25 protein-coding genes are annotated in these 24837 nt (G+C 61.1%); 5 read left to right on the plus strand and 20 right to left on the minus strand.

Annotated features, from left to right (window positions below; all coding sequences use genetic code 11):
• Positions 1-6 precede the first annotated feature (6 nt).
• The gene (locus tag HK439_RS11220) at positions 7-234 is read right to left on the minus strand and encodes a sulfurtransferase TusA family protein (RefSeq protein WP_190291591.1); all 228 of its coding nucleotides are present in this window, start codon (positions 232-234) and stop codon (positions 7-9) included.
• Positions 235-328: 94 nt separating this feature from the next.
• On the opposite strand from HK439_RS11220, the gene HK439_RS11225 reads away from it, so the two are divergent.
• The 3 genes from HK439_RS11225 to HK439_RS11235 all read left to right on the plus strand — a co-directional run bounded on the left by HK439_RS11225 (position 329) and on the right by HK439_RS11235 (position 3058).
• Entirely contained in the window at positions 329-880 is a 552-nt protein-coding gene (locus HK439_RS11225) for a DUF924 family protein (protein WP_190291593.1), read from the plus strand.
• A gap of 481 nt (positions 881-1361) precedes the next feature.
• Positions 1362-1700 carry a P-II family nitrogen regulator gene (locus tag HK439_RS11230; protein ID WP_190291594.1) on the plus strand — a complete coding sequence of 113 codons (339 nt, stop codon included), beginning with the start codon at positions 1362-1364 and terminating at the stop codon, positions 1698-1700.
• Between the two features lie 20 nt (positions 1701-1720).
• Positions 1721-3058 (plus strand): ammonium transporter, encoded by a 1338-nt coding sequence (locus HK439_RS11235; RefSeq protein WP_190291596.1) that lies wholly within the window; start codon positions 1721-1723, stop codon positions 3056-3058.
• Between the two features lie 121 nt (positions 3059-3179).
• Here HK439_RS11235 and HK439_RS11240 read toward each other — a convergent pair whose 3' ends face one another.
• Positions 3180-3953: a TIGR01458 family HAD-type hydrolase gene (locus tag HK439_RS11240; protein ID WP_190291597.1), complete on the minus strand. Its 774-nt coding sequence runs from the start codon at positions 3951-3953 to the stop codon at positions 3180-3182.
• A gap of 275 nt (positions 3954-4228) precedes the next feature.
• Here HK439_RS11240 and HK439_RS11245 point away from each other — a divergent pair, with 275 nt between their 5' ends.
• The gene (locus HK439_RS11245) at positions 4229-5449 is read left to right on the plus strand and encodes an ammonium transporter (RefSeq protein WP_190291599.1); all 1221 of its coding nucleotides are present in this window, start codon (positions 4229-4231) and stop codon (positions 5447-5449) included.
• A 79-nt stretch (positions 5450-5528) separates the two neighbouring features.
• Here the strand turns inward: HK439_RS11245 and HK439_RS11250 are convergent, their stop codons facing one another.
• From HK439_RS11250 to HK439_RS11335, 18 genes are all read right to left on the minus strand, one after another.
• Positions 5529-6293, minus strand: a complete 765-nt coding sequence (locus HK439_RS11250; protein WP_235987806.1) for a carbohydrate ABC transporter permease — start codon at positions 6291-6293, stop codon at positions 5529-5531.
• A gap of 80 nt (positions 6294-6373) precedes the next feature.
• The gene (locus HK439_RS11255; RefSeq protein ID WP_190291601.1) at positions 6374-7261 is read right to left on the minus strand and encodes a cation diffusion facilitator family transporter; all 888 of its coding nucleotides are present in this window, start codon (positions 7259-7261) and stop codon (positions 6374-6376) included.
• 132 nt (positions 7262-7393) lie between these two features.
• A complete protein-coding gene (locus tag HK439_RS11260; protein WP_190291602.1) occupies positions 7394-8161 on the minus strand; it encodes a DUF1223 domain-containing protein in 768 nt (255 codons plus the stop codon).
• Positions 8162-8279: 118 nt separating this feature from the next.
• Positions 8280-8876 (minus strand): DsbE family thiol:disulfide interchange protein, encoded by a 597-nt coding sequence (locus tag HK439_RS11265; protein WP_190291603.1) that lies wholly within the window; start codon positions 8874-8876, stop codon positions 8280-8282.
• Entirely contained in the window at positions 8873-9085 is a 213-nt protein-coding gene (gene ccmD, locus HK439_RS11270; protein WP_190291604.1) for a heme exporter protein CcmD, read from the minus strand. The genes HK439_RS11265 and ccmD overlap by 4 nt, the downstream gene beginning before the upstream one ends.
• Positions 9086-9090: 5 nt before the next feature.
• A complete protein-coding gene (locus HK439_RS11275; RefSeq protein WP_190291605.1) occupies positions 9091-9858 on the minus strand; it encodes a heme ABC transporter permease in 768 nt (255 codons plus the stop codon).
• 71 nt (positions 9859-9929) lie between these two features.
• Positions 9930-10601, minus strand: a complete 672-nt coding sequence (ccmB, locus tag HK439_RS11280; protein WP_190291606.1) for a heme exporter protein CcmB — start codon at positions 10599-10601, stop codon at positions 9930-9932.
• Positions 10598-11254 carry a heme ABC exporter ATP-binding protein CcmA gene (ccmA, locus tag HK439_RS11285; RefSeq protein ID WP_190291695.1) on the minus strand — a complete coding sequence of 219 codons (657 nt, stop codon included), beginning with the start codon at positions 11252-11254 and terminating at the stop codon, positions 10598-10600. Before ccmA ends, ccmB begins: the two co-directional genes overlap by 4 nt.
• A 147-nt stretch (positions 11255-11401) precedes the next feature.
• Positions 11402-12220: a hypothetical protein gene (locus tag HK439_RS11290; RefSeq protein WP_190291607.1), complete on the minus strand. Its 819-nt coding sequence runs from the start codon at positions 12218-12220 to the stop codon at positions 11402-11404.
• 25 nt (positions 12221-12245) lie between these two features.
• Complete coding sequence (locus HK439_RS11295; RefSeq protein ID WP_190291608.1) at positions 12246-13022, minus strand: hypothetical protein; 777 nt, start codon at positions 13020-13022, stop codon at positions 12246-12248.
• A 192-nt stretch (positions 13023-13214) separates the two neighbouring features.
• Positions 13215-13991 (minus strand): hypothetical protein, encoded by a 777-nt coding sequence (locus HK439_RS11300; protein ID WP_190291609.1) that lies wholly within the window; start codon positions 13989-13991, stop codon positions 13215-13217.
• A 182-nt stretch (positions 13992-14173) separates the two neighbouring features.
• Positions 14174-14836 (minus strand): hypothetical protein, encoded by a 663-nt coding sequence (locus HK439_RS11305; protein WP_190291610.1) that lies wholly within the window; start codon positions 14834-14836, stop codon positions 14174-14176.
• 300 nt (positions 14837-15136) lie between these two features.
• Positions 15137-16087: an RDD family protein gene (locus HK439_RS11310; protein WP_209011729.1), complete on the minus strand. Its 951-nt coding sequence runs from the start codon at positions 16085-16087 to the stop codon at positions 15137-15139.
• A complete protein-coding gene (locus HK439_RS11315; protein WP_190291611.1) occupies positions 16084-17082 on the minus strand; it encodes a stage II sporulation protein M in 999 nt (332 codons plus the stop codon). The genes HK439_RS11310 and HK439_RS11315 overlap by 4 nt, the downstream gene beginning before the upstream one ends.
• A complete protein-coding gene (locus HK439_RS11320; RefSeq protein WP_190291612.1) occupies positions 17082-18359 on the minus strand; it encodes a DUF58 domain-containing protein in 1278 nt (425 codons plus the stop codon). Before HK439_RS11320 ends, HK439_RS11315 begins: the two co-directional genes overlap by 1 nt.
• A gap of 17 nt (positions 18360-18376) precedes the next feature.
• Positions 18377-19333, minus strand: a complete 957-nt coding sequence (locus HK439_RS11325; protein ID WP_190291613.1) for an AAA family ATPase — start codon at positions 19331-19333, stop codon at positions 18377-18379.
• The gene (locus HK439_RS11330) at positions 19323-20660 is read right to left on the minus strand and encodes a hypothetical protein (RefSeq protein WP_209011730.1); all 1338 of its coding nucleotides are present in this window, start codon (positions 20658-20660) and stop codon (positions 19323-19325) included. The genes HK439_RS11325 and HK439_RS11330 overlap by 11 nt, the downstream gene beginning before the upstream one ends.
• Positions 20657-21364, minus strand: coding sequence for a DUF4129 domain-containing protein (locus HK439_RS11335; protein ID WP_190291614.1), 708 nt, complete (start codon positions 21362-21364; stop codon positions 20657-20659). The genes HK439_RS11330 and HK439_RS11335 overlap by 4 nt, the downstream gene beginning before the upstream one ends.
• 487 nt (positions 21365-21851) lie before the next feature.
• Between HK439_RS11335 and acnA the strand changes: the two genes are divergently transcribed.
• Positions 21852-24527: an aconitate hydratase AcnA gene (gene acnA, locus HK439_RS11340; protein ID WP_190291615.1), complete on the plus strand. Its 2676-nt coding sequence runs from the start codon at positions 21852-21854 to the stop codon at positions 24525-24527.
• Positions 24528-24837: the final 310 nt, after the last annotated feature.

Raw genomic sequence — 24837 nt, forward strand, 5'->3', positions numbered from 1 at the left:
TTGGAGTCAGCCCTTTTCCAGAATGAAACGTCCGGCTTCGCCGCTCATTTCGGCGCTTACCAGGCGATGACCGTTTTCCTGGCAGTAATGGGGAATGTCGATCGCGGCCATGGGGTCGGTCGTCAGGACCGTGATCAGGGTTCCCTTTTCAAGATTTGCCATGGCTTTGCGGGTCTTGAGAACCGGCAACGGGCACTTCAGCCCCTTCAAATCCAACAGGATGTCGTCGCTCACTGAAAACCGGTTCCTTGTCTGATCGGGATTTTGGACCTAGCTGCTATATAGATGCAATACGCTGCATCTGTCTTCAACTCAGGAAGGGTCCACCATGTCCGAGACTTTGGCAAATCCGATCGATGTTCTCGATTTCTGGTGGCAGGCGGGCGCCTCAAAATGGTTTGCCCGCGATGACAACTTCGACCGGAAAATCCGGGAGCGGTTCCTGACCACGATCGAGGCGGGCCAGAGAGGAGAACTTGACGCCTGGGCGGACACCGCTCACGGGGCCCTTGCCCTGATCCTGCTGCTCGATCAGTTCACGCGAAATATCTTTCGAAACGACAGGCGCGCCTTCGAGGCCGACGCCCTGGCACTCAGCATTGCGAAAGAGTCCGTTGCAAGGGGATATGACAAGGCGTTCCCCAAGGACGTGCGGGCCTTTTTCTATTTTCCGTTCGAACATGCCGAGGACATGGATGCCCAGCAGGAAGGCGTCGACCTGTTCCGCAAGACGGACGACCGGGACTTTTATCTCTATGCGCTGATCCATCTGGATGTGATCCGCCGTTTCGGCCGCTTTCCCCACCGCAACGCGGTGCTCGGACGGGAGACCACGCCGGAGGAGCAGGCGTTTCTGGATGACGGCGGATTTTCCGCATGACGCCGCGTTTGCAGGCCGATAGGAGATGAAAGCGGGCTGAGACCGGAGAAACTGGGCCTCCTCGAAGCACTACTCCTGCGGGTTAACAAGAGGTTTTCATCCGATTTTTTGCCTCTTTATTGGTCGCAGGCAGGACCCGCTCAGAAAATATGCATATTTTTTAGGCGAATTTTGAAAATTGCACAAAAAATAGCCTCATCCAGTGACTCGATTTCAGGCGTTTCAACCGGATTGAAACTGTGACCGGTCTTTCAAAGCCCGAAAACCCGCAGAATACCGCCATTTCCAGACTCTTTTTTTGAAGTTGGCACGGTCCTTGTTTGTAGAGGGGGCGAAACCGACCCGGCTTCTTGCGTTTGCGGGCTCTGATTTGAACCGAATGGTTCTCGGCAGGGTGGAACCTAAAGGGGGGTGCCAAACGGGACGGTCAAGCGAGCCTCTTCGCCGGGAAGGGGTGAAGAAAGAGGAATGGGAACGAGCAATGAAAATCGTGATGGCCATTATCAAGCCGTTCAAGCTCGATGAAGTGCGTGATGCGCTGACGGGCATCGGCATCCAGGGCCTGACGGTAACCGAGGTGAAGGGCTATGGCCGCCAGAAAGGGCACACCGAGATTTACCGCGGCACTGAATACGCAGTGAGCTTCCTGCCTAAATTGAAAATCGAAGTCGCTGTCGCAAGCGATGCTGTCGACAAAGTGGTCGAAGTCATCTCCTCCGCGGCAAAGACGGGTCAGATCGGCGACGGCAAGATCTTCGTCTATTCGATCGACCAGGTCGTGCGCATTCGTACCGGCGAAACCGACGCCGAAGCTCTTTGATTGTTGTGAGGAAAACCAAGATGAACAAACTTGTCGCAAAAAGCGCGGCTTCTCTCGGCGCCTTCGGCCTGATGGCCGTACCGGCATTTGCCCAGGATGCTGCCCCGGCGGTTTCGCCTGAAACCCAGTATATCTTCAACACGCTGCTCTTCCTGATCGGCGGCTTCCTCGTCATGTGGATGGCAGCCGGTTTCGCCATGCTGGAAGCCGGCCTCGTTCGTTCCAAGAACGTGTCCATGCAGTGCCTGAAGAACATCGCACTCTATTCGGTCGCCGGCCTGCTGTTCTGGCTCACCGGCTACAACCTGATGTACACCGGCGTTGACGGCGGCTACATCGGCTCGTTCGGCCCTTATGCGTTCGACGCCGTTGGCGGCTTTGCAACGGACGACACCGGCGCGGTTGCCGGTTACTCCACGGCCTCCGACTGGTTCTTCCAGATGGTGTTCTGCGCCACCACGGCTTCGATCGTGTCCGGGACCCTGGCCGAGCGCATCAAGCTGTGGCCGTTCATGATCTTCACTGTTGTCCTGACCGGCTTGATTTACCCGATCGCCGGCTCCTGGAAGTGGGGCGCAGGCTGGCTCGATGGAATGGGCTTCTCCGATTTCGCAGGCTCCACCCTGGTGCACTCCGTCGGTGGCTGGGCAGCTCTGACCGGCGCCCTGATCCTGGGTGCTCGTAAAGGCAAGTACGGTGCAGACGGCAGCGTTCACGCAATGCCGGGTTCCTCCATGCCGCTGGCAACCCTGGGCACGTTCATCCTGTGGCTCGGCTGGTTCGGCTTCAACGGTGCTTCCCAGCTCGCAATGGGCTCCATCAGCGACGTTTCCGACGTCTCCCGTATCTTCGCCAACACCAACATGGCTGCTGCTGCCGGTGTTGTCGTCGCCATGGCCCTGACCCAGATCCTCTACAAGAAGGTCGACGTCACCATGGCGCTCAACGGTGCGCTTGCAGGTCTGGTTTCCATTACGGCCGAACCGCTTGCTCCGACCGTCCTGCAGTCGGTCATCGTCGGCGGCGTCGGTGCAGCCATCGTGGTCTTCGCGGTTCCGCTGCTTGACAAGCTGAAGATCGACGACGTTGTCGGCGCCATCCCGGTCCACCTGCTGGCCGGTATCTGGGGCACCTTCATCGTGCCGTTCTCCAACAGCGACACCTCCTACCTCACCCAGCTGACCGGTATCGCGGCCTACGGCGTGTTCGTTGTGGTCGTCAGCACGATCGTCTGGCTCATCCTGAAGTACACCATCGGTATCCGGGTGTCCGAAGAGGAAGAAGCCATGGGTCTCGACAAGGCCGAGATCGGTGTCGAAGCCTATCCGGAATTCGGTACGGGCTCCCAGCGGGTCTGACCCTAACATCTCCCAAAGCGGTCTAACTGGCTCAGACCGCAAACTTGAAGCCCGGGGTTCGCCCCGGGCTTTTTTCTTGGCTTTTCGAAAAGTGCTTGTTTTCTGTCGCGGGCCGACCCAGTCAGATACGGGCGAGGATCCAGTCGGCAGCGGCGCCGATGTCATCCACCACGGCAGTGGGTTCCGGTTCGGCGGCGGCTTCCGCGCCGGGGGCGTATTTTCCCGTCCTGACCAGAAGCGCATGGCCCACGCCGGCGGCAAGCGCCCCCGACACGTCGCTTTCCACATCGTCGCCGATCATCGCCAGGTCGTTAAGGTCAACGCCCATTTCCCGGGCGGCCTCGGCGAAGAAATCCTTGGACGGTTTTCCAAGGACCGTGGCCGTGCGGCCGCTGGCATATTCCAGCGCTGCGACGAAGGCGCCGGTATCGAGGCTGAGGCTGCCGTCCGCGTCGAGAAAGGTCCGGTTTTTCGCCAGCGCCAGAAAGACCGCGCCATTCGCCAGTTCCCGGAATGCCGCATTCAGGGCTTGATAGGTGAAGCCGTCGGCCGCGTCCCCGACGATCACGGCGCGCTCACCCCCGATCAACGGCGGCAGGCCTCGGAAATCCTCTTCCAGGGCCGGATGGATCAGAAGATGCGGCGTCAGCCCGCGCTCGATCAAAAGCTCGCGGGCCGCCTGCGCCGGTGTGAAGAGCTCTTCGGCCGCAATCTCGAACCCCATCTTCGACAGGCGCCGCAACAGGCCCCGTTTCGGTGTGCGAGTGGTGTTGGTCAGAAAACGGACGGGAAGGCCGGATCTCCGTATCCGGGACAACGCCTCCAGCGCGCCGGCAACGGGTTCATCGCCGATGTAAACGACGCCTGACAGATCGATGAGAATGCCGCGGATCATGGCGGAACCATGCCAATCCGGCCGGGTCAGGTCAAATCAGGTTTCCCCGGAGCGGATGACAGGCGATTTTCCAGAAATGCATAGAAAATAGTCAAGTTGCCTAGCAATAATGCCTATTTATTGGTCTTTTTTGAGATTTGGACCGGGAATTCCGAACGATTGACCCTAAAAATGATCCGGTTTTCGCCAACCTGCCTGTTTGGCATGCAGCTTGAAAGCTGTGGCTTCCAAAAATACGCTCAGATAATGGGCATCTGCATAATCGGGAGCCAGAAATGACCGACACGAACGTGGGCGGAGATGTCTTCTTTGTCCTTCTGGGAGCCATTCTCGTCTTTGCGATGCATGGTGGCTTCGCATTTCTGGAGGTCGGTACGGTCCGCCAGAAGAACCAGGTGAACGCGCTGGTGAAGATCTTGGTCGATTTCGCGATCTCGACCATCGCCTATTTCTTCGTCGGATTTGGGGTCGCCTACGGAACCAGTTTCTTTGTGAATGCCGCGACATTGTCCGGCGGGGGCAGCGGATTTGAACTGCAGGGCTTGACCCTGGTGAAATTCTTCTTCCTGACCACATTCGCCGCAGCAATCCCGGCCATCATTTCAGGCGGGATCGCCGAACGGATGAAGTTTCTGCCGCAGTGCCTGGCCACCGCGGCCCTGGTCGGCATCGCCTATCCGCTTTTCGAAGGTGTCGTCTGGAACGGCAACTTCGGAATTCAGGGATGGCTGGAATCCGGTTTCGGCGCTAAATTTCACGATTTTGCCGGTTCCGTCGTGGTTCATGCAATCGGAGGCTGGATTGCGCTCGGCGCCGTCCTGCTTCTTGGTGCCCGCAGGGGACGTTACGACAGCCGCGGCAGGCCGATCGGGATCCCGCCGTCGTCCCTGCCCTGGCTGGCCATGGGATCCTGGATGCTTTGCGTCGGATGGTTCGGTTTCAACGTGATGAGCGCGCAGTCGCTTCAGGGCATTTCAGGACTGGTCGCCATCAATTCGCTGATGGCCATGGTTGGCGGTATCCTGACGGCGCTGATTGCCGGCCGGAACGACCCCGGGTTCGTCCATAACGGCGCTCTGGCCGGTCTGGTCGCCGTCTGCGCCGGGTCGGACATCATGCATCCGATCGGCAGCCTGATCGTCGGCGGCGTTGCCGGTGTCGTCTTCGTCAAGGGCTTCGAAATCTGCCAGAACCGGCTGAAGATCGACGACGTGCTCGGCGTCTGGCCGCTTCACGGCATCTGCGGCGCCTGGGGCGGCATCGCCGCAGGCATCTTCGGTCTGGAAAGCCTTGGCGGCCTCGGTGGCGTTTCGCTGTTGTCCCAGATTGCCGGTACGGTGACCGGAGCGGCCTATGCCGCTGTCGTCGGCTTCGTCGTCTATGGCGTCCTGAAGCGCTTTGTCGGGATTCGCCTGTCGGCCGAGGACGAACATATCGGGGCCGACCTTGCCATCCACAAGATCAGCGCCAACCCGGAGCACGATCTGGGCCGCTGACGGTTGGAACCAGGTTTGCAGACTTGAGAACACCCGGGCCTTCCGCCTGGGTGTTTTGCCAGGCACTAGGATCCTGACTCTAGTGCATGCCGTCGAAGAGGCCTTTGACGAACTTGCGCTGAAACAGGAGCAACAGCCCGGCCGGCGGGATGACCGCCAGCACAGCCAGAATCATGCCGTTAAGGCTTGTCTGCCCGAAAAACTGCAAGCCGCGGACAAGGGTGTAGCTTTTCTCGTCGGTGGTCACCATGACCGGCCACAGATACTGGTTCCAGCCGTTGACGAAGGCGACCAGAAACAGAGCTCCGGCCATGGGCAGGGACAGGGGCAGCAGGATATCCTTGAAAAACAGGAACGGTCCGGCACCGTCCAGCCGCGCCGATTCCAGCAAGGTCTCGGGGATGTTTCTGTAATATTGCCGGAAGAAGAAGGTCCCGATCCCGGAGGCGGCGAGCGGCAGGATCAGGCCGACCTGCGTATTGACCAGCCCGAGGCCGGCAACGACGTCATAGGTCGCAAGAAAGCGGGATTCGAGCGGCAGCATCAGCGAAAACAGCAACACCCAGAAAAGGACGCCGGCAAACCGCAGCCGGAAATAGACAAGTGCATAGGCCGCAGCAAGCGACAGACAGACCTTGGCCGCGGCGAAACCGGCGCCGAGAAGGAAAGAATTCCAGATCATGCGAAGGGCGCTAATGTCGTCCTGGAAGCCGCCGCTTACCGTCAGGACCTTTGAATAATTCTGCACTAGCCGATCGCCGGGGAAGAGGGCCATGCCGTCCGTCCTCAGAGCTTCGGGGCCGTGGGTCGTCGTCAGGAAAAGCGCCAGCACAGGGCCGCACATGAGGACGGCGCCAATTATCAGGATCAAATGGTCCGGAAGGGTGGACAAGCGGCGCATGTGACCGGCTTTTTTGCCCCTGACTACAAGACGACGATGCCGGAATGCTTGGCCTTGTATTCCGGTTCGACGTGAATGGTGACATGGGATCCCGGCAGGCCCTTGCCGATGGCCTGTTCGATCCGGTCGCAAATGTCATGGGCGGTATCCACCGTCATCTCACCCGGCACGACCAGGTGGAATTCGATGAAGGTCGTCCGGCCCGCGATCCGGGTCCTGAGGTCATGGGCCTCCAGCGCACCTTCCCCCTGTTCGGAGATGAGGTTGCGGATCCTGTCCAGCGTATCGGCCGAGGCCGCCTCATCCATCAGGCCGCTGATGGATTCCTTCATGATGTCCCAACCGGTCCACAGTACGTTCAGGCCCACCAGGCCCGCCAGGATCGGATCGAGACGGGTCCAGCCGGTCAAGGCAACAAGGACCACGCCGGCAAGAACGCCGACGGACGTGACGACGTCGGTTCGAAGGTGACGGCCGTCCGCCACCAGCGCCGGCGAGCGGTGTTTCTTGCCGAAGCGGATCAGATACCAGGCCCAGACGCCGTTGATGAGGGCGGCTGCCGCATTAACCCCGAGACCCAGCGGAGAATAATTGGCGGGCTCATTGGCGATAAAGCCGAGCCATGCGGACTGGAAGATCGAGATCGCGGCCAGAACGATCATCACGCCGACCAGGACGGCGGCGAAATATTCTGCCTTGTCGTGGCCATAAGGATGATTGGAATCGGCCGGTTTGGACGCGAACCAGACGGCGAAGACCGCCGCAATGGAGGACGCGACATTGATCACCGTTTCCAGCGCATCCGAATAGAGCGCGACCGATCCGGTCAGCCAGTAGGCGGCGAACTTCAGGCCGAGCACGACCACGCCGACACCTATGCTGGCGAAAGCTATGCGCAGTCTGAGACTCATAAACCGTCCCCATCTTGCCGGATGCGCCGGATAAGCGCCGTGAACGCGGCAAGGGGTAGCAGTTTTTAGCCCGGAAACAACCCCGGAGTTTCGACAGTCCTCAGGACATGCGTGTCCGCAGGTCAGACGGGATTACGAATGGGGCGGCATATCCAGTATGGCGGCGCCGATAATCTGGCCGGGCCCCTCGTCGTCTTCAAGCTGGATCAGGACGGCGCAGCGCTCGTCGCCGGAGCGGATCAGCTCGCTCTTGGGCATGCGGAAGGTCTCGGTCTTGCCGTCCCACATGCCGATCGGCTGCAGGCTGCGCACCACATTGACGTAGTTAACCGTTGCGCCGGCATTTTCCCCGCGACCGATGGCGACTTTCTTGTGATCCTTGACCCTGAGAAACAGGACCGTGGCCATATGCGCGCCTTTCGGCAGGGCGCCGTCCACCGTGGCCTCGATCGCCATGTCGCTGGCCTTGAGGCTGACATGCGCCGTGAAGGGGGCGGCGCGTTTCAGGGCGCTGCCGACGGCCGCCTTGTTGCTGCCGACGACATGCTCATCGCCGTTGACCACGATTTGCGGCGTATAGACCGACCGGTCGCCGCGCCGGGCGGCATAGGCCCGCTGCCGGGCCGAGTAGGCCGGCCGGGCCAGGGTGTCTTTCCAGCCGAGATAGTCCCAGTAGTCGACCGGCAGCACCAGGGCGAGGACGTCGTCTCTCGTGTTCACCATCTTCTCCACCAGCCGGTCGGCCGGCGGACAGGAGGAGCACCCCTGGCTGGTGAAGAGCTCCGCGACGGCCTGCGGTTCGGCGGAAACCGGTCCGGCGGCGGTCAGAGCTGTAACAATCGACGAAACGATGATCGTGCGGCGAAGCAGGGCGCTTGCCGGGCCTTTGAGCTTGCCCATAGGGGCTCGTCCTTTTGGTTCTTGCGATGCCGCCAAAATAGGCACAAGCCGGATAAAGAGCGAGTCACGAGGCGGTGACCTGCTGATTTTGGTTGTTCGGAGGTGTCGAGGTTCGGGATCAGCCGTTACCGGCTTTCACTTTCTCAAGCTCGGGAAGGAACGTGTTCACGTAGGACTCGGGCGACAGGGGACCGATGAACTTGTAACGGATGGTGCCTGCAGGGTCGACGATATAGGTCTCCGGAACGCCGTAGACGCCCCAGTCGATCGAGACCCGGCCCTTTTCGTCCGCGCCGACCCGGGAATAGGGATTGCCGAGGCTGCCGAGGAACCGGCGCGCGTTTTCCGGCTTGTCCTTGTAGTTGATGCCGATCAGCTGGATTCCGTCCACGGTGGCGAGTTCTTCCAGGATCGGGTGTTCCTGGCGGCAGGGCACGCACCAGGAGGCAAAGACATTCACCACGGAGACCTTGCCCATGAGATCCGCGGTGGAAACGCCGGGGACCGGGGTGCCGTTGTCCACAAGGCCTGTGACCGGCGGCAGGTCCGTTTCGGGGGCTTTCTTGCCGATCAGGGCGGAGGGAATCGTGTGCGGATCCTCGCCCATGGTGAGCTGGAACAGAAAGAGAGCGGCAAGGGCTGCGAAAATCACGACCGGAAGCAGCACCAGAACCGGAATCCGGCGCTTCTGCGGCGTCTGTGTCTGCTCACTCATGCTTTGGCGGCCTCTGATGTTTTGGGTCCGGTCTGCCCGGTATCGCCTTTTGCGGCGCCGGCGCGGGTGATCCCCTGCTCCGCCAGTTCCTCAAGGTCTGCTTCCTGGCGCTTCCTGTCGATCACGACCCACAGGATCAGGCCGATGACGACAGCAAGGCAGACGGCATAGGAGGCGATGATGAAGCCTGCGTGCGTTCCAAGGTCCATGAAACTCACTCCGCCGGCTGGGCTGTCGCCGTAACGGTGGCAGGACGCGCCGTGGCGGCTGCTTTCAGGCGCATGGCGCGCACGCGGCGGCGCAGGATTTCATTGCGCATGGCCATCAGGTGCAGCACGAAGAACAAAAGGGTGAAGGCGATCGCCATCACGAACAGCGGGATCAGCATCGACGTAGCGATGGTCGGGCCGCCCATGCGCATCACGCTGGCCGGCTGGTGCAGCGTGTTCCACCACTCCACGGAAAACTTGATGATCGGCAGGTTGAGCGCGCCGACCAGGGTCAGGATCGCGGCGGCCTTGCCGGCCTTGATCGGGTCTTCCATGGTCCGCCACAGGGCGATCAGCCCGAGATACATGATGAACAGCACCAGGACGGAGGTCAGGCGCGCATCCCAGACCCAGTAGGTGCCCCACATGGGCTTGCCCCAGAGCGAGCCGGTCACCAGCGACATGAAGGTGAAGGCAGCGCCGATCGGGGCTGCAGCCTTGGCGGAGACGTCGGCGAGCGGATGCTTCCACACCAGCGTGCCGAGCGAGGAAATCGCCATGATCGAGTAGCACATCATGGCAAGCCAGGCGGCCGGCACGTGAATGTACATGATCTTGACCGTGGCACCCTGCTGGTAGTCGTCAGGGGCGGTGAAGAAGGTCATGTAGAGACCGGCGGCGAATGCGATGACGCACAGGCCGATCAGCCAGGGCAGAATGATCTGCACCAGCCTCAGAAACCGGGTCGGATTTGCATAATCCCAGATAGCCATGGAACCGTTCTAGTGTAGAGCCGCCCAACCTTCAATGGACAACACCGTCGCATGAAGAAAATGCGGGCTGTTCAGTCCGACGAAAACCTGAGGGCGGCAGCAGAAGCGAGCGGTCCGATCACGGCGGTGATCAGGGTGAGCGCGCACAGGATCAGAAACGGGGTCATGAAGGGCACCGGATCGTGAATGGCGGCGTCCGCCGAACTGACGCCGAAAATCAGGACCGGAATTGCGAGCGGAATGACGAGGACGGCGAGGAGCAGCCCGCCCCGGCGCAGGGACACGGTCAGCGAGGCGCCGACGGCGCCGATCAGGGTCAGGGCCGGCGTGCCGACAAGCAGCGTCAGGGTGACCGCCCCGATGGCAACCGGTTCCAGGTTGAGAAAGATGGCAAGCACGGGGGCAGCGATCACCAGCGGCAGGCCGGTCGCCATCCAGTGGGCCAGGCATTTGATCAGAACCAGCAGTTCCAGCGACCGACCGGACATCAAGAAGAGATCCAGCGCGCCGTCTTCGCGGTCGGCCTGAAACAGCCGGTCGAGGCCGAGCAGGGTCGCCAGCAGCGCGCCGATCCACAGAACGGCCGGGCCGATGCGGGCCAGCAGGTTCAGGTCCGGGCCGACGCCGAAGGGAATGACGGTGACGACCGCCAGGAAGAACAGCACGCCGACCATGGCGCTGCCGCCGACCCGGACCGCCAGGCTGATCTCACGGCGGAAAAGGGAAAGAGCCCAGCCGGTCATGCGAGTTCCCCCACGATCCGGACGTCCTGCGGCGCTTCCAGGTGAAGCGTGCGGATGGAGTTGAGGGGAAGGTCCGTGTGGGTCGCGGTCACGATCATGCCGCCCCGGTCCAGATGGGCATTCATGAGGCCCAGCAGCTGGGCCTCGGAGTGCCGGTCGAGCGCCGACGTCGGTTCGTCCATCAGCCAGATCGGCCGGGACGAAACCAGAAGGCGGGCAAGGGACAGGCGCCGTTTCTGGCCGGCCGACAGATAGGCGGCCGGAAGCCGGGCGGTATGTCCGATGCCTAAAAACTCCAGCGCGTCCGCCGGCTTGTGGATTTCGGTCGGAAACACGTCGGCGGAGATCGGCGCTGTGAAGGCCTGCCAGAAGGTCAGGTTCTCCAGAACGGTGAGCGCCGGCTTGACCGCGTCCTGATGGCCGAAATAGTGGGAATGCTCGAAGGCCGTCCGGTCGTCCTCGCCGCCCTCAAGGGAAATGCCGCCTTCCTTTAGCGGAACCAGGCCGGCAAGGGTCCTCAAAAGGGAGGATTTCCCGACGCCGTTGGCGCCGGTCACGACCAGGGCGGACCCGCTTTCCAGGGCAAAGGTCAGATCCGAGAAAACCCGTCGGTCTCCGCGGTCGACGGCAAGATTTTCGGCAATCAGTTTCAGGGGCAGCTTCAGGGAACAGACTCCGCAGGAAAATGAACGTCCGCCTTGTTAGTTGGCAAGGCGGCGATCATGCAAGGAAAATCCAGCCCTTAAAGTGTGGCAAAGGGTATCCTCTGCTGGAGTCCTGCGCTTCATTCCGGACGGGTCTCAATCGAACACTGCTGCAATCTGGTCGACGCTGACGCCTTCCTTGATTTCGCGCAGGCGAACGTAGGTCAGCACGAATAGGACACTGACAAAACCCGAATCGAGCGCAACAACCAACGAGGACAGGATCATGCCTGCAGCACTGCCTCCCAGGTTTGTGACAACGTCGATCACATAAATCATGCCGATGGCTACTGCCAAGAAAACGATGTTTATCAGCACGACCAATCCCACAATTGGCCAGCGATAACCCTTGGTCAGGCCTGCGCTGCGGCCAAAGCCGCGAACGCCCAAGTATTCGATGACGATGGCGGGAGCCATGACGAAAAATACCGAATAGAGCCAGAACTGCGGAATGCAAAGCAGGAGGTATCCTACGCTCCCCAGGGACAGCCTGGTGATATTTTCCAAGAGAACCTCGATCGCCAGGAGGCTAAAGGCGAGGTTCAGGACAAACATTGGCAAAATCACGCTCGGCACCCGATCGAAAAGGCGGACAAGCCGGACCGACTGGCGGAGTTTGATTTCATAGACCAGTTGGACGAGTAAAATGGTTCCAAGGGAATCGGCTATTGTTTTCGAGAGGAAGGACAGCACATAGGCGACCGCCTCGCCGGTCGTGGTTATGTTCGGCGCCTTCACCTCGATTGCCACTTCATAACCAACCAAAAGGCCCGAAATCAGGTTGCCGAGCAGGATCGGTACAAAAGCAATCGCGACGATCAGCACGAAATTCCTGAACAACACCGAAAAACTCTCGCCTATGAGCGAACCGACGCCGAGCGGGGTCTTGGGCCGGCTGAAGGTGTTGTCCATCATTTTAAGCAGCTCCCGCCCCCTTGCCTCAGTCAAAAACGGAAGTGATCTGGTGGACGCTGACGCCGTCCTTGATCGCCCGTAACCGGACATAGATCAGTGCGGTGAGAACGACGGCGAAGCCTTTTCCCAGGGAGTTCATTGCTGCAATGAGGATAAGGCCTGTGGCCATTCCAGCCGCAGGAACGATGATATTGGCAAGAAATGTCGCCGCGAAGTTGATAGAGAAAATGAGGATCAGTATCAGAGCAAACAGGCCGGCCAGCGGCCAGCGATAGTTTTTGGTCAGGGCAGCACTGCGGTGCAGTCCGCGAAAGCCGACGCGTTCGATAACGACGGCGGGATCCATGACAGAAAAAACAGCGAGGATCCAAAGACCGGGAACAATCAGCAAAACGAGTCCAACCATGAAGCAAATGGACTGAACAATGCTCAAAATCACCAACGGGACAATGGCACTCAGAGCTGGACCTAAATAACGGACAAGCTGTATGGATCGGCCAAGTTTCGCGTCATACGCCAACTGAAGGAGCAGGGCAGTTGCAAAGGAGCCTGTCGTTATTTTTATGACGGTCGACGAATAGGAAACGATAGCGGCACTGAAGTCGGTGACCGAGGGGCCTTTGATGCCGACAGCGGAATCGAAACCAACGATCGGGATCGAAATTACGAGGCCGATTGCGCCAAATACGAAAGCCACGATCGTGATTGGCAGGAAATGTCTGGCGTAGATCGAAAAGCTCTCGCCGATCAATGAGCCGACGCCAAGCGCGGCTTTGGGCTGGCCCAGGGTCGAGTCTGTCATTGATATTGCTCCGGAAAAAATTCTGTACGGCAGGGAACCGTTTGGGGATGCGGATGCGCAAGTCATCCGATCCACGCGCGCTGATTGGATCTTACGGCACAGGTTTCCCGGGGACGGCTCAAGCGAAGAGTGATGCACTGGCGGGCGCCTGCTGCACCCGCCAGATCTGCAATAGGATGGCTGCAGAGAATGTCAGTCGAAGACGGACGCGATCTGGTCGATGCTGACGCCTTCCTTGATTTCGCGCAGCCGGGCGTAGATCAACGCGACGAGGATACTGAGAAGGCCGGCTCCGATGGCGGCGAGCGCCGCGAACAGGATCACGCCCAGAATGGTGCCGCCGATGGCGACGACAATTCCGATCACGAACCCTGTCACCAGGTTGATGATCATCATGCAGATCAGCCCGAGCAGGAGCGTTCCCACGATCGGCCAGCGATATCCCTTGGTCAGGGAGGCGCTGCGGCCCAGGCCGCCGAAGCCGGCGCGTTCGATCACGATGGCAGGAGCCACGACCGAAAAGACCGCATAGACCCAAAGGCCCGGAACGATCAGCACGGCGAAGCCGATGCCGATAAGAATGGTGGCAATGATACTCAGGATCGTCAGGGGCAGGATCGTGCTCAGCGCCGGCCCGAAGTAACGGCCGATCTGCACCGGTCGGCCGAGTTTGGCATCATAGGCCAGCTGAACGAGAAGGGCGGTCGTGATGGAATAGATGGCCATGTTCACGAGAAGCGACAGCGCGAATGCGATGCCAGTCCCGGGATTGGTGAACTGCGGCTCTGCCAATCCGATTGCGACGCCAAAGCCGTTCAGCAGGCCGGAAATCAGGTAGCCGATCAGGGTCGGTACGAAGGCGATAAAGACGACTTGCAGGAATTTTCCGAAGAGGATCGAAAAGCTGTCGCTGATGATTTCGCCAACTCCAAGAGAGGCTTTCGGCTGGCCGAAGGTCGTGTCAGTCATTCTATTGGCTCCGAGAAAAAGATCTGAAAGGCAGTTTCCTGAATTCCGGTATGCGCAGGTCTTGTCCGAGACTGCGCGTTCTTATCGCAATTTTTCACAATAGGTATTTTAGGTAGCAGGCTCAAGCGGTGAGCGGAGCCTTGCGCGGCGCAGGTCTTGCCGGGTGCCGGCTTGCGCTGTTTTTACCCGAATACGGCGTCGATCCGGTCGAGGCTGACGCCTTCCTTGATCTCGCACAGGCGGGCGTAAATGAGCGTTATGAGAATGCAGAAAATGACCACGCCGAGGCTGTCGAATGCTGACCCCAGCAGTTTGGCCGCACTCAGGCTGCTGATTCCCGCGATCCATGCGACAAGGAACCCATATGCGACATGAAAGAGGAACAGGCAGGCGACAGCAAGATACAGTACGCCGGCCGTCACCCACCGATAGCTTCTTGTCAGCGTCAGGCTGCGGCTCAATCCGCGGATACCTGTCCGTTCGATGACGATGATCGCCCCAATGATGGAAATCGGAGCCCAAAGCCATAAAAGAAGCCAAAAGCCTGCTCGAGCCAGAATGATGATTTCCAAGGTGCTCAATACATCAAGATATAGAGTGAGAAACATAGACCCCAGCAGGGTCGTCATGACGATGACGCCAAGAATCGTCAGGACGAAAGCCGAGGTTATGGTTGGCAGAATGTAGCGTTTTATTTTTACCGGGCGCTCCAGTTTCGCATCATAAGACAGACGCACAACAAATGCGGCTATCGTCGCGTAGATCGCGATTTGAGGAATTGCGAATAGAATTACGCGAGCCGCGATCACGCTCGGCAAATCCAATTGCAGCTTAAAAGGACCCATCTGCGCGTATATTTGCGTGCTGATAACGGTCGCTACAAATCCGATGGTTATTATCGGAACGATTTGCCTCAGGAGTATCGAAAAAGTGTCGCGGAATATGGCGCCTACTCCGAGTGGCGGTACTTGGTGAGGTGGGGAACCATCGGGAGTCGGATTGCCGTGCTTCTGAGAAAAAGCCCCGGTGGGCGGAGTGTCATTGTCTGGCAACGTGATAAAGCCCGTTTGCGGAGGTCCAACTCATTGACAAGGCTCACGTTAAACGCGCTTTCATGAGGCTGCAAGCAGCGCGTGCAGTTCGTTCTAGTTCCCGATCCGGTTTTCCTCGTCGGCCTGCGCGTAGTGCTTGTTCTCGCGCCTGTCCCCGAACAGTTGCCGCTGTTCCAGATGTTCGCGCTGCGCGTTGTAGAAGGCCTGCAGGAACCGCAGCCGGTCCGCGGGCGGCACCGGGTCCGCGTAGCCGATCTTGTTGCGGATCTTTTCCACGATCGCCTCGATGGTCGCCTGGCGCTGCTGTTCGGCGCCGGCGGCGGGGCGCATGCTTTGGGCGCGCAGGAGGGTTTCCAGCGTCTGCAGCTCGAAGGCGCCGTAGTGATCGAGCTGGTGGGAGAGGAAGACGATTTTTTTCCGGTCCTCGCTCACGACCGGTGTTTCGGTCGCCAGATCCTTCAAGAGCACGGGCACGGGCAGGTGGATCACGTGGGTGCCCGCCATGATGTCGCCGAGACGGCGGCGATAGCGGTTGAGAAGGGGCACCATGAGACCCATCGTTATCCAGGCCAGCGAAGCGATGGACTCAATGGGCGTCGCCACATCCAGGGTCAGGAGAAGCGTTGCGGGCAGGAAGATCTCCGCCTCCTTCATCAGGTTGCGCAGGACGAGCGCATGGGCCGTCAGCGGACCGCCGTCATGGGAGACGACCTTGATCTTCATGAAGCGCTTGCCCAGCGTCTGGCCGTTCCAGCCGAGTTCGGCGACGATGTAATAGGGAACGCGGATGAAGAAGAAGAGCAGCGCGCCGATGGCGAAGATGGTTCGCGGGCTCGTCAGGTTGAAGGCCGCGAGCAGGATCAGCAGGCAGCCGGCGGCGAGCACGGTGATGATGACATCCGTGATCTGCGCGGCGAGGCGAACGCCCACGCCGGCAATCGGAAGGGTCAGCGCAACCCCTTCGGGCGGCATCAGGATGTCGGGTGAAGGTCTGTCCTTCTTCCGCTTGCGCCGGAGACGGGGGAGCATCGGACGGGGAATCATTGCCGCCTCCGTCCGCCGTAGAGGAACCAGCTCAGCCAGAGCGCGCCGACGCCCCAGCCGATCACGAAACGGGCGTTGAGATCCTGGACCAGTTGCCGGGCGAAGCCTTCCAGAAAGGCGGCGGCCACGAGCATGAGCGCGGCCACAAGCGCGAGCTTCACCGCATCGCGGCCGGCATGATGAAGCGCATCGGACCGTGATCTCTCCCCGGGAAAGAGCACCGCGGCACCGAGTTTCAATCCGCCGCCGCAGGCGATGCAGATCGCGGAAATCTCGGTGACACCGTGGATGGAGAGCCAGCCGGCGAGATCCGCGCCCAGACCGCGGTCGACATGAAGTCCGAGGAAGGCCCCAAGCATGAGGCCGTTGTAAAAGGTCAGAAGGATCGCCGGTGCGCAGGCAAAAACGCCGAGCCCGAAGACGAAGATCGCAATCCGCGTATTGTTGGAGAAGAGAAAGGCCGCAAAAGCGCCAAGTCCGGTTGTTTCCCTGTCGCCGCCGTAAATGACTGCCCGCAGGGCTTCCGTCGTGGCATCCGGTCCCCGGCCGCCGGCGAGGCCCGATGGTGTGAAGACGTAAAACCAGTCGTTGTTTTCGAAATAGAGCAGGTAGCCGGTCAGGGCGCCGAGCGCCATGCAGACGAAACCCAGCAGGATAAACGGCCAGCACCGCCGCATCGCCTGGGGCGCACTGGAGGTGAAGAACCGCTCGACCAGTCCGCCGACCCGTTCCTGGGGTGCATAGACGCAAAGATAGGCGCGGGCGGTCAGGGCCTCCAGATAGCCAAGGAGCGCCTTGTCGAGGGAGATCTCGCGGGCAATCGCCAGGGACGTCGTTGCCTGGCGGTAGAGGGAGGCGAGGTCGCGGGCGTCGGCGAAGTCCATCCGCTGCAGGCCCTTGCCCTCCGCCTCAATGACAAGGCCCTCCAGGCGGCGCCAATCGGCCTCTCTCTCTTTCCGGAACCGCGCCGAGCGCATGAGATCCTGATTGTCCATCAGATCAGCTCCCGAGCCTTGATTTCCAGATAGGCCGAAATCAGCCGCGCGGTCACCGCACTCGGCTTGGCATCGACAATGGTAACACCCATGCGGGTGAGGCGTTCCAGGACCAGGCGGCGCTCGTTGATCGACTGATTGGCGGCCACCAGCGTCGCGGCGCCGTCCAGGTTTGCGGGAGCGGTTTCCAACAGCGTCTCCATATCCGGGTCGCGGATGGCGACGAAGATCAGCAGATGGCGCTTGGCGAGAATGCCGATGTTCTCGATCAGGAGTTCGGCCGACGTGGTGTCGATGAAGTCTGTGAAGATGATGATCAGGCTGCGCTTGGGGGTGCGGGCGTTCAGTTCCGTCAGCGCCAGGGTGTGGTTCGTCTCGCGGCTGACATAGGAGAGTTCGGCCGTCCAGTGGCGCAGCCGCGCGAAGGCATTGCGGCCGGGGGCGGGGGCGGCAAAGGTGCGCGGCCGTACGTCATAGGAATAATAGCCGACCAGATCGCCGCCGATGGCCGCGGCCCAGGCGGTCGCGAGCGCCGCCGTGATGGCATGATCGATCTTCGGCAGTCCGCCGATCTCCTCGCGCATCAGGTAACCGTTGTCGAGCGCAACGATCACGTGGTGGTTGCGCTCCGCGCGGAGTTCCTTTGCCACCAGCGACCGGCGGCGGGCCGAGCGCTTCCAGTCAATCGTCTTGATGTCCATGCCCGGAACGAAGTCGCGCAATTGCTGGAACTCGGAGCCTTCGCCGATGGCGCGGTTTTCCTTCACGCCATAAAGCGTGGACAGCACCGTCGTCGTGATCTGACCGGATTGGACCAGGCGGATATTCGGCACGACGCGCAGTTCCGCCCCGAGATCCAGGCGCGGGACGAATTCCAGGAGCCCGAGACGGGAGCCCCAAAGCAGCCAGAGATGATCGAAATGCCAGAGACCCCGCCGCACGGCCAGGCACTTGACCTCGGCCGTGGCGGTGCCATCAGGGCCTGTTCGAAAGATGATTTCGCCTTCGCCGCTCAGCCCTGCGGGCCAGTCCAGCTTTGCCAGAAGATCGCGCGTCGCGCCCTCGATGGTCAGGTGCAGCGTGGCCGTTTCGCCGACAAAGATTTCCGGCGGCGCCTCGAACGCCAACGATTTCGGACGCCGGAAGGAGAGCGCCAGGTCGAGGCCGGTCAGGGCCGCCAACACCACCCAGGGCAGGAACGCGATTTCCCGTCCCGCTCCCCCGGCCACGACGGCGACCACCGAAAGGACGAGGGCGGCCGCGCCGAAGGCCAGCAATCTTTTCGATGGACGGATCAGCGGGGGGCCTCGATCTGGTTGAGAATGTTTTCCAGAACCTGCGCCGGGCTGCGGCCCTCGATCTCCGCCGCCGGGCCGAGCACGATCCGGTGGCGCAAGGTCGGGATGAACAGCCGCTTGACGTCGTCGGGGATGGCGAAGTCCCGGCCGCTCAGCGCCGCGGCGGCTCTGGTCGCACTCGCAAGGGCGTCCGCGGCGCGCGTCGAGGCGCCGAAGGCGATTTCGGAGCTTTCGCGCGTCGCCCGGATCAGGCGGAGGATATAGGCCAGGATGTCGTCTTTTAAGGTGATGCCGTCGACCAGCGTCCGCGTTTCGGCCAGTGCGGCCGAATCCAGCACCTTTGAAAGGGCGGTCGTCTCCAGGCCTGCTTCGAGAGGTTCGGCGGCATGCTGGCGAAGGATCGCCATTTCGATGTCTTCCGGCGGAAAATCGATCACGAGCTTGAACAGGAAGCGGTCGAGCTGCGCTTCGGGAAGCGGATAGGTTCCCTGCTGCTCGATCGGGTTCTGCGTGGCCACGACGATGAATTCCCGGCCGAGCGGATGGTCGGTGCCGTCGATGCTGACCGTCCGCTCGCTCATGGCCTGCAGGAGCGCGGCCTGGGTCTTGGGCGGCGCGCGGTTGATCTCGTCGGCGAGCAGGACCTGGGAGAAGACCGGCCCCTTGGTCAGGACGAACTTGTTGGTCCGGAAATCGAAGATCGAGGTGCCGAGCACATCGCCCGGCATCAGGTCCGGGGTGAACTGGATGCGGCCGAAATCGAGGGCAAGGGCCGCGGCAAAGCTGCGGGCAAGCAGGGTCTTTGCCGTGCCCGGAGGGCCTTCCAGAAGCACGTGGCCGCGCGCGAACAGCGCGACCAGCAGAAGTTCGACGACCTCATCCTGGCCAAGAACGGTCCGGCCGATCTCTGCCCTCAAGGCGTCCGTGCGTTCGCGCAGGGCTTCAAGCGTCATTGGTTATTTGCTCCAAAACCTGTTCCAATTCATCGATAAGCTGGATTGCGTCCGTGGCCGGCAGGCGCGCCGGGGCGGTTCTGATCCGGGACAGGACGTTCCGCAAGCGGGCCGCTTCTTCCGGATGCCGCCGGTCCGCGAATTTCAAAAAACCGTCTTCGCTGGCGTAGTGATGCGCATTGGCGCGGCCGAACAAGGCGTCCGCCGTGGCCGAAAGCCGCGCGGCGGCGTATTCGCCGGTCAAGGCCCCGTCCTGACCGGAAAGCCGCATGAGCCGCGCCCGTGCGCGCACCGCCAGGTTCTTGCCCGCGCCGGGCGTTGCCGTATCGGACCGGATCGGGCCGTATCTGAGCGCAGAGCGCCAGAGAAACAGCCCGAGTACCAGGGCGGCGCCGATCCAGAGCGTCAGGAAGGGCGGGCCGAAAAAGCGGCGAAGATCGTCCCAGCTGCGTTCGCGTCTCGGTTCGGCTGAAGGATCGCGCAGCCAGTCGGATTGGCTGTAATCGATCACGATATTCTTCTTGCCCGCCCTGGAACGGAGAATATCCAGGGCGATCGTCGCGTTGTCGCCGAGTCGCAGTCCATGATTGTTCAGAAGATCCGGGTCGGAAAGAACCAGAACCGTTTCGCCTTTTTTATCCGAAGCCGTAACCAGCGGGCATTCGGCGAGGATCATGGCGTCCTCGGTTCCAAGCAATGGAGTACAGAGGTAGCTCCGGAACATTTGCGCGGCATAGATCTCGGCGTTGAGATCTTTGCCTTCTGACGAGCGGTACGGGAAACGGGTAAATGGCGTCCTTGCAAACACGGGCGTGAAACTGCCGTCTGGCGTCAGCTTGCTGACGGTCGCCTTCAGCCGCTTCGTTTCCACGTTCAGGATCGGATGGGCGAGACCGGTCAGGCGCATGCCGCTGCGCCATTTCGGCAGGACGAGGAGCGTCGGCACCTTCTGCGCCTTGGCCGAGATCACGGAAGTGGTGAGGTCGTACTCGTCCTGCTGAAACAGGAGCTCATCCTTGGTCGTCGGGGCCTTGCGGTCCTCGTTGAGAGCCGTGTCATAGATCGGCACGATCAGGAGCCCGACCGATGTCTGGTCCATGAGCCAGCCGCCGGAAAAGTTCCGGGCGCCGACGCCGTTCGATGCCAGCCAGATCTGCAATCCGTCCAGTCCGGCAGGGGAGCTGCGCAAGGTCTGTTGCCGCTGCGCCAGAAGATACCAGCCGGCGGCAAGCACGATCGCGCAGACAACGGCGATGACGACCGTTTCCAGGCGCAATCCCTGAAACGGCGATCCCCGGGTCGCCGACATAGCCCTGGCGTCGCTCATGAGGCCTCGGGCCCCAGTATTTGCCTGCAGGCGAAAACATGCTCGCGGAACTCGTGTTCGCTGACGTCGCGCCCACCGAACTGCACGCGCTCGCTCGCCAGGACGAGCGAGCGCAGGATATCGCGTTGTGTCCAGGTGGCGGGGATATGCTGCAGGGCCTCCCGTCCGGTCCAGCTGCGCTGCATGAGCACGCCGTTTGCGGCCACCACCGAGGCCAGCACCTTTTGCGTTAAAAGCACCAGCGCACGCCTGCGGTCCTTCATGCCGACGATTTCCTGGTAGGAGCCCAGCCTTTCCGCCCAGGCAGGCGTCGCGAGCGGGGATCTTCCGTGTTTCCGGTCGGGATTCTGCGCATCGCGACGAAGAGAAACGGCTATGCCGCCGCCGAAACGCAGGAAAATATAGGCGATGACGATCAGCACGGCGCCGGCGATGAGGCCTGTCGGCCAGTCGATCGCGGTTTGGAATCCGTCCCGCTCCGGCTTCGGTTTGACCGGTTCCTGTTTGATGTCCAGGTCAGGCGGGGGGGCGGACGGAGCGAAATAGGCAACATCGGAATCGATGCCGCGCAACCGGATCGAGCGAAGATAGGCCTTGCCGGCGTCCCCGATTTCCAGTGATTCCCGTACAGCTTCCTGCCCGTATGACGGGGCCGACAATCCAAGGAAGCTAAAAAGGACAATCAGTAAAAAAGACGGGTGCATACCGAAATTTATTAATGGGAACCCCGTTACGACGCAATAGACAGTGCTGCTACCGCTGCTTGTGCGGTCCGGTCGAAGGCAAAAATGGCGCGGAGAGGCTTTTCGAGCGGATCGGCGATAGCTGCTTGCGAAAAATCCGGATCTCGCCAAAAGAGGGGGGTGACTTTTGTATACGCTTGTATATAAAGCTCGCCAAACGCTCCTCATCGGAAGGGTCTGGCGGCCGGCGGTTTGAAAAAATCGACTTCGGACCGGGTGCAATTCGCACCGGTCTCTGGTGGTCGCAGCCAAATTTCTGTATAGGGGCGTCGAAGCGTTCGGGCCAGGGTTTGCCGGCAGGATACCTGCGGTGAAACGGCCCTTAAAACGCATGCCCGTCAGAGGCAGAATATCCGAGCCGGCTTGCCGGATCGGTCAGAGAGTTTCAGACCCAGGCTGCCCCTCGTCTTCCCGGGGGCTCCCAAGGACCGCAAGGAGATCGCCCGCCGTGACCCAGTCCCTCGATACCTTCAAGTCTAAAAAGACGCTGCAGGTCGGTGACAAGACCTACACCTACTTTTCCATTCCCGATGCGGAGAAAAACGGCCTGGAAGGCGTTTCCAAGCTGCCGTTCTCGCTGAAGGTCGTTCTGGAAAACCTGCTGCGTTTCGAAGACGGCCGCACGGTAACCGCCGACGACATCCGCGCCGTCGCCAAGTGGCTGACGACCCGCAAGTCCACCCATGAAATCTCCTACCGTCCGGCCCGCGTGCTGATGCAGGACTTCACCGGCGTTCCGGCCGTTGTCGATCTTGCTGCCATGCGCGACGCCGCCGTGAAGCTCGGCGGCGACCCGAAGAAGGTCAATCCGCTGGTTCCGGTCGACCTCGTCATCGACCACTCGGTGATGATCGACTATTTCGGCACCCAGGACGCGTTCAAGAAGAACGTCGAGCTGGAGTATCAGCGCAACGGCGAACGCTACGAGTTCCTGCGCTGGGGCCAGTCGGCCTTCGACAACTTCCGCGCCGTGCCGCCGGGAACCGGTATCTGTCACCAGGTGAACCTGGAATACCTGGCCCAGACCGTGTGGACCAAGGAAGAAGGCGGCGAAACCATTGCCTATCCGGACACGCTGGTCGGCACCGATAGCCACACCACCATGGTCAACGGCCTGGCCGTTCTCGGCTGGGGCGTCGGCGGCATCGAGGCGGAAGCGGCCATGCTCGGCCAGCCGATCTCCATGCTGATCCCGGAAGTCATCGGCTTCAAGCTTACGGGTAAGCTCAACGACGGCATCACCGCGACCGACCTGGTTCTGCGCGTCGTCGAAATGCTCCGCCAGAAGGGCGTGGTCGGCAAGTTCGTGGAATTCTACGGCCCGGGCCTGGACAACCTGTCGCTCGAAGACGCCGCCACCATCGCCAACATGGCCCCGGAATATGGCGCCACCTGCGGCTTCTTCCCCGTCGACAACGACACGCTGGGTTATCTGAAGTCCACCGGCCGCGATGGGGACCGCGTCGCCCTGGTTGAAGCCTATGCCAAGGCGCAGGGCATGTTCCGCCACTCCGACGAAGAGCCGGTCTTCACCGACACGCTCGAACTCGACATCTCCACGGTCGTTCCGGCCGTTTCCGGTCCGAAGCGTCCGCAGGACCGCATCAACCTGTCCGATGCGGCTGCCGGTTTCGCCCGAACCATGGAAGAAGAGTTCAAGAAGGGTGCGGAAGTCGCCAAGCGCGTCGCCGTCGAGGGCAAGGACCACGATCTCGGCAACGGCGACGTGGTGATCGCCGCGATCACCTCGTGCACCAACACCTCCAACCCGTCCGTGCTGATCGGCGCCGGCCTCGTTGCCCGCAACGCGCTCGCCAAGGGCCTGAAGGTCAAGCCGTGGGTCAAGACCTCGCTCGCACCGGGCTCCCAGGTCGTCACCGACTACCTGGAAAAGGCCGGTGTCCAGGACGATCTCGACGCGTTGGGCTTCACCCTTGCCGGCTACGGCTGCACCACCTGTATCGGTAACTCCGGTCCGCTCGACCCGGCCATTTCCAAGGCCATCAACGACAACGACCTGATTGCCTGCTCGGTGCTGTCCGGTAACCGCAACTTCGAAGGCCGCGTCAACCCGGACGTGCGCGCCAACTACCTTGCGTCCCCGCCGCTGGTCGTGGCCTACGCCATCGCCGGCAGCCTGAACGTCAACATCACCGAAGATCCGCTCGGTGAGGACCAGGACGGCAACCCGGTCTATTTGAAGGACATCTGGCCGTCGACGGAAGAGATCACCGATCTCATCCGTTCCTCCATCACCGACGGCATGTTCCGCGAGCGCTACGGCGACGTCTTCAAGGGCGACGAGCACTGGCAGGCGATCAAGGTGGAAGGCGGCATGACCTACGGCTGGCCGATGTCCTCGACCTACGTCCAGAACCCGCCTTACTTCGAGGGCATGACCATGGAGCCGAAGCCGCTCGAGGATATCGAGGGCGCCGCCGTCATGGGTCTGTTCCTGGATTCCATCACCACCGACCACATCTCTCCGGCCGGCAACATCAAGGCGGAAAGCCCGGCAGGGACCTATCTCTCCGAGCACCAGGTCGCTCCGAAGGACTTCAACTCCTACGGCGCGCGCCGCGGCAACCACCAGGTCATGATGCGCGGCACCTTCGCCAACATCCGCATCAAGAACCAGATGGTTCCGGGCGTCGAAGGCGGCGTCACCATGAAGGACGGCAAGCAGGAGTGGATCTACGACGCCTGCATGGAATACCAGGCCGAAGGTACCCCGCTGGTCATCTTCGCCGGCAAGGAATACGGCACCGGCTCGTCCCGCGACTGGGCCGCGAAGGGCACCAAGCTGCTCGGCGTGCGCGCCGTGATCGCCCAGTCGTTCGAGCGTATCCACCGCTCCAACCTGGTCGGCATGGGCGTCATCCCGCTCACCTTCAAGGAAGGCGAAAGCTGGCAGAGCCACGGCATCACCGGCAAGGAACGCGTGACCATCAAGGGCATCGCCGACATCCAGCCGCGCCAGATGATGGACGTGGAAGTGACCTACGAGGACGGTACCACCAAGACCATCGAGTGCCTGTGCCGCGTCGATACGCTGGACGAGCTGGACTACATCAAGGCCGGCGGCATCCTGCACTACGTGCTCAGGAACCTGGTCAACAGCTAAGCTTCACGCAGGAGCTTGGTATTGAATTGGAAACGGGCCCTTCGGGGCCCGTTTTTGTTCGAACCCATCGTTATCGGGTCAGTGCCGGAGGTGGCGGTGCAGGGTATTGTCCACTGGATCCGGCCAGGATGGGCCGATGGCGATCCGGTGGTTTGTCATTAAATCGTGCGTGCCTCACGGTCCGCTTGGTTTCCGGGGAGGCGCCGCGATCGCGACCGAACGCGCAAAATATTCGCTTCCCTTATCGCTTTCGGGCTGCAACAATAAGTTGTATATTTTAAGGTTATTCAACTGATTAAGCTGTGATTTG

The organism is Roseibium aggregatum (assembly GCF_014692675.1).
GTDB classification, from domain to species: domain Bacteria; phylum Pseudomonadota; class Alphaproteobacteria; order Rhizobiales; family Stappiaceae; genus Roseibium; species Roseibium aggregatum_C.

Excerpts from the sequence above, each read along its gene's own strand:
- HK439_RS11240 (WP_190291597.1), bottom strand. The coding sequence starts at position 3,953 with ATGATCCGCGGCATTCTCATCGATCTGTCAGGCGTCGTTTACATCGGC.
- HK439_RS11265 (WP_190291603.1), bottom strand. The coding sequence starts at position 8,876 with ATGAGTGAGCAGACACAGACGCCGCAGAAGCGCCGGATTCCGGTTCTG.
- HK439_RS11250 (WP_235987806.1), bottom strand. The coding sequence starts at position 6,293 with ATGTGCGGCCCTGTGCTGGCGCTTTTCCTGACGACGACCCACGGCCCC.
- HK439_RS11310 (WP_209011729.1), bottom strand. The coding sequence starts at position 16,087 with ATGATTCCCCGTCCGATGCTCCCCCGTCTCCGGCGCAAGCGGAAGAAG.
- HK439_RS11325 (WP_190291613.1), bottom strand. The coding sequence starts at position 19,333 with ATGACGCTTGAAGCCCTGCGCGAACGCACGGACGCCTTGAGGGCAGAG.
- HK439_RS11225 (WP_190291593.1), top strand. The coding sequence starts at position 329 with ATGTCCGAGACTTTGGCAAATCCGATCGATGTTCTCGATTTCTGGTGG.
- HK439_RS11290 (WP_190291607.1), bottom strand. The coding sequence starts at position 12,220 with ATGATGGACAACACCTTCAGCCGGCCCAAGACCCCGCTCGGCGTCGGT.
- HK439_RS11335 (WP_190291614.1), bottom strand. The coding sequence starts at position 21,364 with ATGCACCCGTCTTTTTTACTGATTGTCCTTTTTAGCTTCCTTGGATTG.
- HK439_RS11300 (WP_190291609.1), bottom strand. The coding sequence starts at position 13,991 with ATGACTGACACGACCTTCGGCCAGCCGAAAGCCTCTCTTGGAGTTGGC.
- ccmB (WP_190291606.1), bottom strand. The coding sequence starts at position 10,601 with ATGACCGGCTGGGCTCTTTCCCTTTTCCGCCGTGAGATCAGCCTGGCG.
- HK439_RS11315 (WP_190291611.1), bottom strand. The coding sequence starts at position 17,082 with ATGGACAATCAGGATCTCATGCGCTCGGCGCGGTTCCGGAAAGAGAGA.
- HK439_RS11255 (WP_190291601.1), bottom strand. The coding sequence starts at position 7,261 with ATGAGTCTCAGACTGCGCATAGCTTTCGCCAGCATAGGTGTCGGCGTG.
- HK439_RS11295 (WP_190291608.1), bottom strand. The coding sequence starts at position 13,022 with ATGACAGACTCGACCCTGGGCCAGCCCAAAGCCGCGCTTGGCGTCGGC.
- HK439_RS11230 (WP_190291594.1), top strand. The coding sequence starts at position 1,362 with ATGAAAATCGTGATGGCCATTATCAAGCCGTTCAAGCTCGATGAAGTG.
- HK439_RS11235 (WP_190291596.1), top strand. The coding sequence starts at position 1,721 with ATGAACAAACTTGTCGCAAAAAGCGCGGCTTCTCTCGGCGCCTTCGGC.
- HK439_RS11275 (WP_190291605.1), bottom strand. The coding sequence starts at position 9,858 with ATGGCTATCTGGGATTATGCAAATCCGACCCGGTTTCTGAGGCTGGTG.
- HK439_RS11305 (WP_190291610.1), bottom strand. The coding sequence starts at position 14,836 with ATGGGTCCTTTTAAGCTGCAATTGGATTTGCCGAGCGTGATCGCGGCT.
- HK439_RS11245 (WP_190291599.1), top strand. The coding sequence starts at position 4,229 with ATGACCGACACGAACGTGGGCGGAGATGTCTTCTTTGTCCTTCTGGGA.
- ccmD (WP_190291604.1), bottom strand. The coding sequence starts at position 9,085 with ATGGACCTTGGAACGCACGCAGGCTTCATCATCGCCTCCTATGCCGTC.
- HK439_RS11330 (WP_209011730.1), bottom strand. The coding sequence starts at position 20,660 with ATGAGCGACGCCAGGGCTATGTCGGCGACCCGGGGATCGCCGTTTCAG.
- HK439_RS11260 (WP_190291602.1), bottom strand. The coding sequence starts at position 8,161 with ATGGGCAAGCTCAAAGGCCCGGCAAGCGCCCTGCTTCGCCGCACGATC.